Origin of the sequence: Maridesulfovibrio sp. (genome assembly GCF_963678865.1) — a bacterium.
Lineage (GTDB): Bacteria > Desulfobacterota > Desulfovibrionia > Desulfovibrionales > Desulfovibrionaceae > Maridesulfovibrio.
In genome coordinates this window covers 2,724,265-2,739,197 of the sequence record NZ_OY787459.1, presented here as the reverse complement: position 1 = coordinate 2,739,197, position 14,933 = coordinate 2,724,265, and the positions used below count along the sequence as shown (strand labels likewise).

General features: G+C 51.4%; 11 protein-coding genes. 1 reads left to right on the top strand and 10 read right to left on the bottom strand.

The window, feature by feature from the left end; translation table 11 throughout:
• Positions 1–27: 27 nt before the first annotated feature.
• The 10 genes from ACKU41_RS12615 to ACKU41_RS12570 form a co-directional block, all read right to left on the bottom strand.
• Positions 28–1,821 (bottom strand): ATP-binding protein, encoded by a 1,794-nt coding sequence (locus tag ACKU41_RS12615; protein WP_321401244.1) that lies wholly within the window; start codon positions 1,819–1,821, stop codon positions 28–30.
• 163 nt (positions 1,822–1,984) lie between these two features.
• Positions 1,985–2,677, bottom strand: a complete 693-nt coding sequence (locus ACKU41_RS12610; protein ID WP_319777732.1) for a response regulator — start codon at positions 2,675–2,677, stop codon at positions 1,985–1,987.
• Between the two features lie 71 nt (positions 2,678–2,748).
• Positions 2,749–4,563: a methyl-accepting chemotaxis protein gene (locus ACKU41_RS12605; protein WP_319777731.1), complete on the bottom strand. Its 1,815-nt coding sequence runs from the start codon at positions 4,561–4,563 to the stop codon at positions 2,749–2,751.
• Positions 4,564–4,602: 39 nt separating this feature from the next.
• Complete coding sequence (locus tag ACKU41_RS12600; RefSeq protein WP_321401241.1) at positions 4,603–5,793, bottom strand: SpoIIE family protein phosphatase; 1,191 nt, start codon at positions 5,791–5,793, stop codon at positions 4,603–4,605.
• A 1-nt stretch (position 5,794) separates the two neighbouring features.
• Positions 5,795–6,811, bottom strand: coding sequence for a chemotaxis response regulator protein-glutamate methylesterase (locus tag ACKU41_RS12595; protein ID WP_321401239.1), 1,017 nt, complete (start codon positions 6,809–6,811; stop codon positions 5,795–5,797).
• Entirely contained in the window at positions 6,808–9,666 is a 2,859-nt protein-coding gene (locus tag ACKU41_RS12590) for a response regulator (protein WP_321401237.1), read from the bottom strand. The genes ACKU41_RS12595 and ACKU41_RS12590 overlap by 4 nt, the downstream gene beginning before the upstream one ends.
• Positions 9,667–9,719: 53 nt before the next feature.
• Positions 9,720–10,376 (bottom strand): chemotaxis protein CheW, encoded by a 657-nt coding sequence (locus ACKU41_RS12585; protein ID WP_319777727.1) that lies wholly within the window; start codon positions 10,374–10,376, stop codon positions 9,720–9,722.
• Entirely contained in the window at positions 10,376–11,668 is a 1,293-nt protein-coding gene (locus ACKU41_RS12580) for a CheR family methyltransferase (protein WP_321401234.1), read from the bottom strand. The genes ACKU41_RS12585 and ACKU41_RS12580 overlap by 1 nt, the downstream gene beginning before the upstream one ends.
• A complete protein-coding gene (locus ACKU41_RS12575) occupies positions 11,669–12,163 on the bottom strand; it encodes a chemotaxis protein CheW (protein ID WP_319777725.1) in 495 nt (164 codons plus the stop codon).
• 2 nt (positions 12,164–12,165) lie between these two features.
• Positions 12,166–14,388, bottom strand: a complete 2,223-nt coding sequence (locus ACKU41_RS12570) for a methyl-accepting chemotaxis protein (protein WP_321401233.1) — start codon at positions 14,386–14,388, stop codon at positions 12,166–12,168.
• Between the two features lie 270 nt (positions 14,389–14,658).
• Between ACKU41_RS12570 and ACKU41_RS12565 the strand changes: the two genes are divergently transcribed.
• Positions 14,659–14,874 (top strand): hypothetical protein, encoded by a 216-nt coding sequence (locus ACKU41_RS12565; protein WP_319777723.1) that lies wholly within the window; start codon positions 14,659–14,661, stop codon positions 14,872–14,874.
• Positions 14,875–14,933 lie beyond the last annotated feature (59 nt).

The following is a 14,933-nucleotide window of genomic DNA, read 5'->3' as shown; positions in this document are numbered from 1 at the left end:
AAAAAAACGCATCAACTCCACTGTCTTTTAAACCGCGCCTGCCTGCACAAGGGGCAGGGTGAAAACAAAGGCAGTCCCCTGCCTGCGTCCTTCAGGAGGGCATTGTACGGATATTTTTCCGCCATGGTTGGAAACAATATGCCGGGAGATGGCAAGCCCGAGTCCGGTGGAGCCGAATTCATTACGGCGGAACTTTTCCACAGAGTAGAAACGCTCAAAAATACGGGACTGATCAGCGGTGGGAATACCCGGCCCTTCATCAATGACTGAAAGCTCCAGCCTGCCGCTATCAACCCGGTGTTCAACACTGACAGACTTTTCTTCCGGACCATATTTGATGGCATTTTCCAACAAGTTCCTGAACAGTTGCATGAGCTGTCCGGAATCAGCCTTGACGGTGAAAGACCCACGCTCAAAACTGCGGACCAGATCTACTTTTCGTCTATTGGCAAGTCCGGAACAGGCCTCCCATGCTTCCCGCAGGACATCGGCAGGATCAACCGGGGTCAACTTAACCTTTTCATGACCGCTTTCCAGCCTTGACAGGTTAAGCAGATCGTCCACGATCTTACACATGTGATTGGCATTCTTCTCAATGGTACCCAGAAAATTCCTCTGTAAGGATTCCGGCGGAGGAGGATCGGAGAGCAGGGTTTCAGCATAACCCTTAATGGATGTAAGCGGGGTACGTAATTCGTGGGATACGTTCGCCACAAAATCCTGACGCACAGTCTCCAGACGTTTTATCTCGCTGATGTCGTGAAAAACAGCAATAGCCCCCGGTCCCTGTCCCGGCTCGGAGGTATGCGGGGAACGGACAATATTCACATCGTAAACCCGTCCACTGTGCAAAACAACCTGCACAGCTCCGGATTCAGGTCCTTCCGGTGCTACAACCTCTTTGCATGCATCATAAAGGTCCGGGCTGGGGATTATTTCAAGGGGACTACGGTTTACCCCTTCCTGAATATCAGGAAAAATATCAACCAAAGCCCTATTCACACTCTGAATACGGCAATTGCCGTCCAGCACCATTACCCCGTCCCACATGCCGTTGAACACGGCCTGAATTTTATTCTTCTGTCCGGTAATAATGCTGACATGCTCATCTATGCGCTCAGCCATCCAGTTAATGGATTCGGCAAGGGGGATGAACTCCTTGTCTGGAAAAGTCCTGATCCTGCGTTTGTAATTACCCTGACCAACGGCCTCGGCAGTTCTGACCATGGATTCCACCGAAGCTGTGAGCTGCATGGTCACAAAACGGATCACCCCGTAGCAGACCAGCGCAACAATGGGTAAAGCCCAAAAGAACACCTCGAAAATCATACCCATTCTTTCTTCAGGACCGTACAGGGATTCTTTAATGACAAGATAACCGGACGGAGAATTTACACCGGCAGGGACCTCAACGGCCGCCAGCATGGATTCTTTTCCATCCAGAGGATCATTTACAACAAGGAAACCGGGATTTCCGTCCCTGGCATTCCTTATCTCGACATCATGCAGGGAAATACCCCCTCCAACAGCCCACGAAGGCTGTACAGAACTCTTCCCATCCATGGAGATGAAAGCAACTTCAGTACCCATCAGGTTGGAAATCGAATTAACCCTGTCCTGCACTCCTGCATGATCACTCTTTCTGTAAATACGCCCCGCAAGTTCAATTTTTTCATGCACCACATTGCGCGTATCCGCTGCCAGGTCGGCCCTTAGTAGATGATAGGCAAAACCCAGCGGCAGACTTACGCAGATTGCAGCAGTCAGGCATACTGCGGCAAAAAGTTTGCTTTTGATAGAAAATTTCAATTCATTATTCATAATAATTATTCTGCTCGGTGAATTACAAACATACGCTAAGAGCTTAACACAAGATCAGCCACCCAAGGTGACAATCAGGTTAGGATTACTTTAAAGGGCGCAACAAAGCCCCCGGAAAAACCGACAAGATAAAATCCCTGATTAAGCGAGAATTTAGACGGAATTATGAATTCTTGAAACGATAGCCGACGCCGCGCACGGTTTCGATGTAATCCGCATAAGGACCAAGCTTCTGGCGCAGCCTGCGGATATGGGTATCGACTGTTCTGGAATAACCCTCAAAATGGGTATCCCAGACCGTATCAAGAAGATGGTCGCGGGTACGGACCTTGCCTTCGTGCTGCAGCAACTCTGAAAATAACTTGAACTCGGTAGCGGTCAGAGCCACAAGCTCACCGTCACATTCAACAGAATGGGCTTCGAAGTCCACGGAGAGCCCTTCCCGGCTCCATTTTCCGGGGCGGCGCGGTTCGGGAACTTCAGTACTGCGGCGCAATACAGCTTTAACCCGCAGCACAAGTTCACGCGGGCTGAACGGTTTGACAATGTAGTCGTCAACGCCAAGCTCAAGCCCAACAACCCGGTCCACTTCCTCACCTTTAGCGGTAAGCATGACTACAGGGATATGCTGTGTGGCAACTTCCTGCTTCAGCCTGCGACAGACTTCCAGGCCGTCTATGCCGGGCAGCATAAGGTCCAGCAGAATCAGGTCTGGATGTTCATTTCTGGCCTGATCAAGGGCCTTATGACCGTCCATTGCGGTCACGACATCGTAACCGGAAGAGGTAAGATTATACTTCAACAGCTCAATGGTATCGTTATGGTCTTCTACGACCAGTATTTTATCAACTGACACAATATTCTCCTTTTGCTCGGGACATTACCTGTAACATTAGAACTAATTAAGACAGCGTTGTTACAACTATGTTAATTGTCGGATTCCGGGTCTTTTTCAGCCTTGGAAATTAAGAAATCATCTTCCACTGCCTGAAAGCCGTCCACTGCCCCGGTCAAAGTCTGTACAGTATAATTCAAACTTGCCACTGTCCTGTTGAATTCTTCCAGATACTCAGTAGTTCCGGCTGCGGATTCACTCAGGTCGCCCATGGCGTCACTGATCTGCTCCGCACTGTCGGACTGGTCTCCCATGGAACGGGAAACATCTATAAATCTTGGCTTGAGCACCCGGACCTGATCAATAATCAACCCCAGATCAGAACTCATCTGCTCCACTTCATCAACACTGGAACGCACTTCCTGATTAAAGGCTTCCATCTCCATGACACCGGAGCTGACCGCGGATTGCATGTCCCGGACCATAAGTTCAATGTCCTCTGCGGCAATCACCGTCTGGTCGGCCAGCCTGCGCATTTCGCGGGCTACCACGGAAAAACCCTGCCCGAACTGCCCGGCCTTTTCCGCCTCAATAGCCGCATTGAGTGAAAGCAGGTTGGTCTGGTCGGCAATTCTGGCAATGGTGGTAACAATGTGGTTGATCCTGCTGGCTTTCTCGTTGATAGCTCCCAGACGGGATGAAACATTGTCCGTGGAATTTACCAGCCTTATAAGGGATTGTTCACGACGTTCAATGTTATCCTGCAGAGCCTCAGCCATCTGTGCCGACTCACTCGCGGACTCGGCAACGTCTTCCATAACCTCCACCAGATTTTTGGAGGTCTTGCTGATCAGCCTGCTGGTGGCAGTGACTTCGTTGGTGGAAGCGGCCTGCCTGGTTACTGCGGCATCAATGTGCTCAGCAGTGGACCGGATCTTGTTTCCAGCCACGGAAACATTATCGCCGGAAGTGCGGACCTCTCCTATGAGTGCAGAAAGACCGGAAATCATGGTCTCAAAAGATGTTACCAGATTACCGATTTCATTACCGGGACGAACTATCCGGCTTGCAAAGAATTTTCCTTCAGCCTGATTCTTCATCTTGCGGATGGCAACGGTCCCGCTGTTCAGGTCCCCGGCGGCAACATGCTTGGCGATATTCGTTATCTGGGAAACCGGTCTGAAAATAAGGTTAAGCCCGAAAAGCAGAAAGCCGAGAGTAACCGCAATAAAAATAAAACCCATAAAAACAACCGCGCCCATAGCCTGATTGGCTGCTGCGTCCATCGCAGCAAGCGGAACAGCCGTGATCATGGCACACTCAATACGTCCCGGCTTGCGGTAATAGCCCATATCGTCCTTGACCGGATATCTGCTCTTCATGGATGGAGGAGCATCCTTGGGGTCGCCATGGCAGACCATACAGGGGGGCTTGTTGAATTCACCTTCAGCGACGATATAGGACTCAATACCGTTGATATTTCGGATTTCACCGATAAAAGGCTTTTTCCCGGCCTGAGCCATAGCATCCAATTCCTCAATTATGCTGGCTTCATCGCTGGTGGCAAGATTTTTGGAATTGCGCGGTTTACTGGAAGCGGTTTTAAAAGTCAGCTCATGCCTGTACTGGTCGGGAATACGACTGAACACGCCGTTGGCCGTAAAGGATGTGGACTGCAACTCGGGGACAAACATATTCTCCGGCAGCACCTCCGTGGCTTTTGGACGGATCACCGCCCCGGTATGCTTACGCACCGCCTTCATGGTGTGAAGCATTATTTCAGCCTTGGAACGGTACTGGGCCATCAGGGTCTCACGGGCATAGTCTGAAACCAGCCACATTATGGCCACGGTCAGGGCAATGCAAAAAACAACACACCCGGTTATGAACTGTTTGCGGATACTCATTCTCAGTCCTCTTTATTCCCGATTAATCGCAACGCGCCTCTACGCAAAAACAAATTCCACCATGGAAAAATCATCCTCATAAAGCTCAGCACCCTGCAATTCACGGGTATAATCAATAAGCATGTCAATGGGCTTACCCAGTTCGCCACCGGCCCCTTTCATGAATTTGGAAAACTCGTCAAACTCCCACATCTTGCCGTCAGACACCTTTTTCAGCTCATAAACCCCATCACTGTAGAGAAAAAAACGGGCGCCCGGATCAACGGTAACGCAATCGCTGGTGTAGGTCATATCCGGCATGCCGCCCACAATCATTCCCGGAGTACGCAACAGCTGCGCTTCACCGCCGGATATCAGCAAGGCCGGGGGATGTCCGCCGCTGGAAAATGTCAGTGTCCGGTCAGACTTGCGGTAAACCCCGTACCACATGGTAAAATAAAGGTTGTTCTGCTGGTCCATCTGGAAAGAATCATTCAGGGCTTCAAGAACCATATCCGGCTTGAGGAAATCAGTATCCGGCAGAGTCTGTGAACGGAGCACATTCATTGCTGAAACCGAAAGCAAAGCCGAACCTACCCCATGATCACACACGTCCAGAAGATACATGGCAAAATGATCATCATCCAGCCAATGGTAACCGAAGGAGTCACCTCCGAGGGAAGTGGAAGGGATGAACCGCCAGTCAGCCTGAATATCCCCTTCCTTGAGCGGATCGGGCAGCAGGGAGGTAACGTAATCTGCGGCAACCGCCAGTTCCTTGCGCATTTCATCCCTGCTTTTCCGCAATTGTTCGTAGGCCTCGTTCCTCTGCAAAAGGTTGATGTAACCCTTGGAATGATAACGGATACGGGCCAGCAGTTCGATACGGTCCGGCAGCTTGACCAGATAATCATTGGCCCCGAGGGCAAATGCTTCGGCCTTGGTGGTGGCTTCTTCCTTGGTAGAAAGCACAATCAGGGGGATATCCTTAAGCTTGGAATTGACCCTCATAAACTTGACCATGGTCATGCCGTCGATATCCGGCATGACGAGATCCTGCAGGATAACTGTGGGCTGCAACTCCTCAGCAGTGGGGATGGCTTTGGTCGGATCGCTCACAAAATGGAAATCTATATCGCCCTCGCCTTCCAGCATACGCCGCACGGCCTCGCCCACCATAGGCTGATCATCTATCAGCAGAACATTAATCTTATGTTCGGTGAGCAATTGCTCTTTGACTTCAGTCATCATCCTAACTCCTGAAACGTTTCTTAAAATGCCTTACCAGCAACCCGGCCATATTTCCAATAGCGCAGACCTCTCGGGCAGCTCCCATTTTCACTGCCGCGCCGGGCATCCCCCAAACCACACTGGATTCCTTATCCTGAGCCACGGTAAACCAGCCTGCATTCCTGAGACCAAGCATGCCCCTTGCTCCGTCCGCGCCCATTCCGGTCAACAATACCGCTGCCGAATTGGAAGGGAAACCCGCACAACACAGGCTGTCGAAAAGCACATCCACCGAGGGAACATAAAGATTATCCCCGGGGCCGAGGGTCAACTCCACCATACCGCCCTGAGCCAAACGCATATGCCGGTCTCCGGGGGAAATCACCGCTACGCCGGGCTGCATAAGATCACCGCTGCGTGCAAGGTTCACCTTTATCTTAACCTGACTGTCCAGCCACTGGGCCAGATTTTCTGAAAAATTACCGTCCACATGTTGAGCAATGGCGATGGCCGCCGGAAAATCAACAGGCAACGCTCCAAGCAATTCAGCCAGTGCTGACGGTCCTCCGGTGGAACTACCGATAGCGAGTAAAGGCGGGACCAGCCGTGCTTTAGGAGCAGACTTAAGGGGTTCACGGGCCATGCCGTGCCCCTGCAGCTTACCGATTACGGATATTTTTGAAAGCAGCTCACGCTCACCATTGATTTCCCCACTTGGAGAGGTACTCGGGGTGGTGACCACATCCAGCGCCCCTGCTCCCATGGCCTCGAAAATCTTGGTTGAATTAGCCTCAATACTGGCAGTTACAATCAGGACCGGGCAGGGACATTTCTTCATTATCATCTGCGTGGCTCCGGCCCCGTCCAAAACGGGCATAACCAGATCCATAAGCACAAGATCAGGCTTCTGGGCACAACATTTTTCGACTGCCCTTTCACCGTTATGGGCTATCCAGAGTACCTTGTGCCCGGCTGCAGTGACTACTTTCTTCAACACATCTACTGATGCAGCCTGATCATTTACAATACCTATTCTCATTTTCCGGCCCCGCCTATAAGGTCTTCAACCGCCGAAAGCAGGGTCTCGTCATGAAAACTGCTCTTGGTCAGATAATAATCAGCACCGGCTTCAAGGCCGCGGAGCTTATCCTCCTTGCGGTCCTTGTAGGAAACCATCATCACCGGGATGGATTTCAGATCCGGGTCATCCTTGATTTTACGAGTAAGTTCCAGACCGTTCATGCGCGGCATGTCCACATCAGTGACTACAAGGTCATAATTACCTGAAATAACTGCATTAAAGCCATCCTGACCATCCACAGCCGTATCAACATCATAGCCGTTGTTGGCCAGCAGCTTGCGCTCCACCTCACGCACAGTGAGGGAATCATCCACCACCAGAATCTTCTGCACCGGAACGATTTCTGCTGACTCAAGCCCGACCTTGCTCAGTCTGCCCCCGGAAAGAAGGTTGTCGATGGAACGCACCAGATCCTCGGCATCAAGGATAAGCACCGGAGAACCGTCGGGCATCATGGCCACTGAATTAACATCGGGAACGTTGCCAAGCCGATGGTCAAGCGGGCGGACTACAAGATCCTGCTCGCCGAGAAAATCATCCACCACCAGCCCGTAGCGGTTCATGCGGTCACTTATGACCACCACTTTCACCCCGTCCTGCTCCTTGGACGGAAAAGTCATCCCCAGAATCTGGGCTGCGGGAACAAGCCCCACGTTGGCCCCGTCAAGAGACACATACTGGCGGTCTTCGGCCAGCAGCAGCTGCTCGGGAAGCACACAGGCAATGCGGCTGATCCTGCTCAAGGGAATGGCATAAGGCTGACCCGCAATCTTCACCAGCAAAGTACGGATAACTGAAAGGGTCAACGGCAGCTGCATGGAAAAAGACATGCCCTGACCGGGCTCAGATTCTGCGCGCACAGTTCCGCCTACTTCCTGCACCATGGCATGGACCACATCCAGTCCGACCCCGCGACCGGAAATTTCCGTAACTTTTCCGGCAGTGGAAAAACCGGGCAGAAAAAGGAATTCCATCAACTCCGTACGGCTCATTTCCTCAGCCATACGCGCCGGGGCCAGCTTTCGTTCCACAACCTTGGCCCTGATTCTTTCCGGGTCCAACCCCTGACCGTCATCCCGTACTTCAATAAAAAGCATACCGGCCCTATGCCCGGCAATAAGCTTGACTGTCCCGGTAGAATTTTTTCCGGCGGCAACTCGATCATCAGGCATTTCAATACCGTGATCAACTGAGTTCCTGATCAGGTGGTTTAGCGGAGCCTCCAGTTTTTCCAGAATATCGCGGTCTACAGAAGTCGTTTCACCTTCGATAACAAAATCCACTTCCTTACCCAAAGAACGAGCCAGATCACGAACCAGACGGGGAAAACCGCGCCCACCGTCAGAGAAGGGACGCATCCGGCTGGCTATAACCTCATGGTAAAGCCTGCCCGAAACATTATCATTACGCCTGCGAAAGAGGTCGAACTCATTGATATGCTTGACAAGATGCACCTGACAATCATTCAGGGCATCCTTTATTTCATCAACCACATCTTCGGCTGTTTCGCCCTGGTTGACCCGTTCGCATGATTCCTCCAGAATCTTCATCAAATCACGCTGTCCGGCCTTGATCCGCAGCAAGGAAGAAGCGAACTCACCCAGTCTGCCGGATTCAACAAGGCTTTCACCGGCAAGAGCCATGAGTCTGTTCAAATTTCCGGCGGAAACACGGACGACTGAATCCTTGGGGGCACGGATTGCAGAACTCTCTTCCGCTGCCGTAACCTTTCCAGCTATGACACTTTGAACTGAATCATCCTGCACAGAATCAGGCTGCTCTTCAGAATCAACCCCCGAATCAGGATTCTCAATAGGCTCCATTGCGGCTTCAATAGCTGAAGCCGGAACTCCTCCGGGGCAGACATCTGCACAGACGGCGACCACAGCAGCCGCGTCTCCACGCAAGGCCTTTTCCATCTGGTCCATAAGCGGTTTGCGCTCGCTCAGGAAGCCCTGAATGGCATCCGTTTCAAGCCGGGAAACGTCACTATAGATATCTGTCGCCGCAAGGAGCATATCGATCTGCGCTCCATCAAGAACAGTCTCTCCTTTCTGGCAGGAAACCAAAAGGTCTTCCATAGCATGTGCCAGAGCCACGGCATCAGTCAGGCCTACAATTCGGGCTGCTCCTTTCATAGAATGGGCCGCACGCATAAGCGGCTCCACCTTATCCGGGGACTGATCCCTCTCCAGCTCCAGCAGTCCGGCATTCAAGGCCAGTGAATGGCTCTCGGCCTCCATGCGGAAAAGATCAAGCATGGAAAGATCGGCAAGAGGGATATCCTCTTTAGGCGGAGCTGCCGGAGCAGGTTCCGGCGCTGAAATATCGTTTTCGGGCTGTTCGGAAACGCCCTGTGTTTCTACAAGAGATTCTACCTCCGGCGTCTTAACAGACTCAGGCTCCTTATCCGCAAACACATCTCCTGAAAGTATTGCCCCTAAACGCCCCAGCAGAGATTTCAGTTCTTCAGTCCGTTCTTCCAGCCAGCCATCCATTCCCTCAACTTCCACTTCCCCGAGGGAATGCAGAAAACGAACACCGTCCAACAAGGCATCAATACCCTGCTGGTCGAGCAGAAGCCCTGAACCGGAACAATTGTCCAGCACAGCTTCTATCGACTCGGAAAGACTCACCGCCTCAACCAGCCCCACAATCTTGCCCGCACCTTTCAGGGCGTGAGTAGCATGGATAAGAGGCTGCACCTTTTCCAAAGAGACGTCTTCACCAAGTCCGGGGAGACCTTCTTCCAGCACCCGGGTATGGTTGCCCGCCTCCATGCGAAAAAGTTCCAGCATGGAAAGATCCGCCATATCTCGCGTCACCTTACTTTCTCCCTGTCCAGCTGTTGCTCATAATATCCGCCTTACTTGATGATACGGTTGAAGGCCTCAAAAAGAAGCTCATCTTCCAGCAATGAAATTCTTTTACCATCTATTTCAAACATGCCTCGGGTATATGCCGCCGGGGCCTTGGCTACCGTGGCCGGGGCATCCATGAGCGCATCAGGATGATAATGATGTACACCGAAGACTTCATCCACCGCAAAAATCCAGCGTCCGAAACCGCGATCAACACAGATGAACCTGCTGTAAACCCGGAACCCCTTTTCCTCCTCGGTCAGGTATTCAGCCTCAAGCCCCAGAAGATCGCGCACGGAAACAACCGGAATGATCTGACCCTGCAGACTGGTCAGGCCACGAAACATCCTGCTGTTGCGATGCGGAACAGGCCGCACGGTACGCTTCTCCAGAACCGAAACAAAAACATGGGAGGAAAGAGCCAACCATTCCCTTGAAATCCTGAACACAACCGCCCCGGAAGTCTCTGCCTTTTCCTCTTCTTTGGCAATGGACACGGACTTGGTATTTTCATCCAGATAACCTTCGGGAGGCTTGCGATCCAGCAGGGACAACCCGGCACTGGTAAAATGCGGGCAATAGTAGCAGTGGCTCCAGTTCTCGAGTTCGGCACAGGACCTGTCCCCGGCGTAACCGATTGTATTCCAGCAGGATTTAAGCATTATCCGGCCTCATTTCGTTTTTCAGCCCGGCGGGCCCTGTTGCGCATGATTTCTGCTTTGCGCACATCCCCCCTGTTTTCCAGCAACAGGGCAAGATGCACCAACGATTCCATATAGTCCGGCTCAAGATATAGGGCCTTGCCATAGTATTCCTCAGCCTTAGAAATATTTCCCCCGGACTCATGCAGCAGCCCGCAGAGATGAAAAAGCTCCGGGTCCGGACCGCCCTCACGCAACAGCCCGTCGCACATGCTTAAAGCTTCATCTGTCATGCCCCGATCAGCCAGTTTCTTTATTTCATCAACAGACGCAACAGACTGCTCCGGTTGTCCGGTAGGCTGGGTCTGCTTTCCGTTCTTTGCAACCGAACTCCTCTGCTCTTTACGGGGCATGACCATGGGCTTGAGCGGAGATGCGGCTTTAAGAGGCCTGTATGCCGCTGACTGAGGTTTTGGAACAGCGGAAAATTTTTGTGAGCAATCCTGTCTGGGGCAGACCGGAGGCTTGAGCAATGTGGCTACCTTGCGCTTGCCCTTGCGCAGGGCGAATGTTCCCTGCTTCCTGACCGGGGTGAACCAGTCATTGAAAATGGGCAGAATTTCTGCATGTCCCACAAAAAGCAATCCGTTATCCTTCAATTTATCATTCAACAACGACACCAGACATTTTCTTGAATCGTCATCCAGATAAATCAATAGATTACGGCAAAAAATAACATCGTATCTTCCCGGAGGCAGACACCCTTCGAGAATATTACCGGAATAAAAGCTGACCGCCTCCCGGACCGGCTCCGCCAATTGACGCCCCTGCGCGCATTTACGGAACCACCTCTCGGCATAGAAAGGAATATCGGTTCGAAAAGAATTATCAGAATAAACCCCGCCCCGGGCCTTGTGCAGAGCACGTTCACTTATATCCACACCGTCCACCTTGAATCCCTTAAGCCCTGCCCCCATAAGGGTCATGGCAATGGAATAAGATTCTTCCCCGGTGGAACATGGAGCGCTGAGCACACTGAATTCCCTGTCCTTTTTTCCCAGAGCTGTTTCAAAAAGCAGATCAAAGGGCTTGCTATCCCTAAAAAACCATGTTTCCGGGACTACAATTTCCTCAACCAGCTCGGCCAGCTCCAGATCATTTGAACGCAGCAGGGCAAGATAATGCGACTCGTCACACCCGGTCTCACGCATACGCGCTTTCAGGGCCAGCTTGATACCGGAACTGGCCAGCGACTCCGGTGCAAGCCCCATGGCCCGATTGAGAATCTTATGAAACGGTTCAAGATTCATCATTTACTCCTGAAATGCATCCGGCAGACCTTTTCCTTCCTTGGGGAAAAGAACCCTCCGCAACTCATCGGTCAACAGCTTCTGCGGTTTGAGCAACTGCAGCATACATCCGTTAACCCGAGCCACCCGCCCCAGCCACGGAGCGTCCGGTATTTCCAATCCGGGATCCTCAAAATCAGAATCAGCTACCTTCAAGGTTGCGGTAATATTCTCGGCCAGCAAACCTAAAAAATGCTCCTCCCGGTCCTCTCTGCCATCAAGGTCTGCTATATCCAGAATGACAATGCGGGTGGACATACGCGAAGCACAAGGAATATCCATAGCCAGCATGGATAAATCCACTACCGGGGTCACTTTACCACGGTAATTGAAAAGTCCTGTTACGTAATCCGGAGAACGGGGCAACTCCTTGCAGACCGCGGGAGGGACCACTTCGGCTACGGAACGGGCCTCCAGCCCGTAAACATATTCGCCTATTCTGAATGTGAGTACCAGCATGGTTATTCACTCACCTTGAAGCGGGAGACTTCGCTGCGTAATCCCTGCACAGCCTCGTTCAGCTGGGATGTTGCCCGGTTGAATTCGGAAAGGGCATCAGATGTATCCGATGCAGTCTCGGAAAGCTGAGCCATAGCTTCACTGATCTGCCCGGCACCTTCGGCCTGTGCGGTCATACCGTCGTTGACCTGTTCAATCCTTGGATTAAGCTCCCGGACCCCGGTCATAATACCGTCCAGTTTCTTGCCCAGCTTGCCTGCCTTGTCCACTCCGAAGCGGACATCCGAGGCAAATCTCTCCATTTCATCCACACCGGAATCAACGGAGCTGCGCATGTTGCTGATCATGTCCTCAATTTCAAGGGCAGCTACGGAAGTCTGGTCAGCAAGCCGTCTGATTTCGGCAGCGACAACCGAAAAGCCCTGTCCGAACTTTCCGGCCTTCTCAGCTTCAATGGCCGCGTTAAGGGAAAGCAGATTGGTGCGGTCCGCAACCTTGGTGATGGTATTGACGATGCCCTCAATGGCATTGGCCCGGTCATTGATTTCATCCAGCTTGCCGGTAATGGTGGCCGTAGCGGAGCTCAGGTCATCCATTATCCTGATCATGGTCTTCAGGCCGTCCTGCCCCTCAGAGGCAAGGTTGTCCATTTTGGATGCAGCATCATTCACGTGGTGCATGGCCCCGGCAAGTTCGCCTGAGTTGGCGGAAATCTCGGCACTGGTGGCACTTATCTGCGTGGTTGCCGCAGCCTGCTGGTTAACGGTCACCTCCAACTGGCGGGCCGAAGCAGCAATTTCCGTAGAAGAAGTGGTCACCTGAATCCCGGAACGCTGCACCTGCCCGATCAGGGAATAAAGGGTATCAACCATGCCTTTGATTGCAAGGTAGAGCTGACCGGTTTCATCGAGATTTTCCGGATTACCGACATGCTTGATGGCATTGCGGGCACTGGGACAGCTTTCATCCACTACGGCTATGGTTTCTCTGGCTCTATGGAGGTCACCGGAGGCAATCACCTTGACCAGCTCAACCATATGACTGACCGGATTGGCAATGAGGCCGCTGGCATAAAGGGAAACAGCGAGAGTAATTGCCAGCAGCACCAGACCGGTTATCAGCAGCCACTCCACTAGGTAATCCAGCACCCCGGTCAAACGATTCGAAATTCCCTGATATTCATCCAGATAAACTCCGGCCCCGATAACCCAACCCCAAGGTTTGAAATAGGTGTATACAGAAAGTTTATCCCGGCCCTCATCTTCTTGACCCACCTTCCAGACATAGGTTTTGCTGCTGAGTTTTCCTTCCCCTGCTTCAATAGCCTGCGAAATCACATCCTCCACAAAACCCTTTTGCCCCCCCACTGCATCCACAGAGGCTCCGTCATTTTTGACTGAATTGGATACAATGTAGCGCCCCCTGTCTTCCTCTTTGCTGCCGATTACCCAGATGTACCCGGTCTTGCCGATTGAGGTTTTGAGCATGGATTTCCTGAGGACTTCAATAATTTTACCATCCATATACACAGCTATCATCCCGGCCACATAGCCGTCCTGATCTCGCAGGGGCAAATAGATAGTATAACGAGTTCCGTCGTCCTGACTTTCATATTTTTCCACAGTCTGTCCGCCGAGCACATCATCGATGGCCGATTCCACCTGACCGTCTTCCCCCAGAGAATAAAAAATATCCCCCAATTCCCAGTTGTCTTCTCCTTCCCCTTCAGTAGTATCCACCACCAGCATATCACCTTCGGGATTGAGGCGCTGAAAAATAGTGCAATAGGCACCGGATATACGGGTTGCCTCCACCAGCATGGGCAACGGGTTGCCTTTGCGGTCGGCATATGTCAGGCTTTTGCCTCCTATGGTCATCACAGGGACCGTGATTTCGCCTTTATCCGCTGAACGAAGGTTGTCTACCTGCCAATCCGAAACGCTTTTCAGAACTTTTACTTTACCTTCATCATCCATCAGGGATTGCAAAGCCATAGCTGCCCTGCCTGTTTCAGCGACAAGCAGTTGATCAGCTGTACGGCACTCCTCATAAAGATCAGCCGTCATCTGGGAAACATGGGATTCAATAAGAGTACGAACCTCACCTTTCATGCAGTCATGCAAATGGTCTTCAAGTATATTAGTAATGATGAACATGACCACAATGGGAATAATTGCGGCTCCGCAGGCAATGGCAATTATCTTTCTTCTGAGGGAAAAACGCATCGGATACATCCCGGCACATCCACCTTCACAGGCAGATCCACCCTTTATTACAGATTAAATTGATACCATCTTATCAGGGAAGAGGGATTCTGACACCCACCCCTTCTCTTGTATTTATTTTATATGATTAAATCAATGACTGCAGGTAGTTTGAACCAGTTCAAAAAAATATTTATTTTATGTAAAGAGATTTGCTATCCCGTCCGATAGCTTAAGTATGAACCGGCGGACAAATTTATGCTCGGCCAATGCCCACTCACGGAGGAGTGTATGTATTATCACGGATTTGATAATAAAGCTGCGTCTGCAACAAAATACTGGACCAATAAGGACGACGAACTTGTTTCGGTATTATTCGCGAAAATAATTAATAAAACAGTTAATACGCAGCCTCCCAGCCCGGAACAGGATCATCTTGTAGACCAGATGGTCAACAACCTCTTTGACCTCTGTTTTTATATTAACAAAGATGTCCATGATTGCTGAGCCTTATTTTCAGGCCGCCAGCTGAGGAGCGCTGAATAAAAAATCCCCGGCAGTTTAAA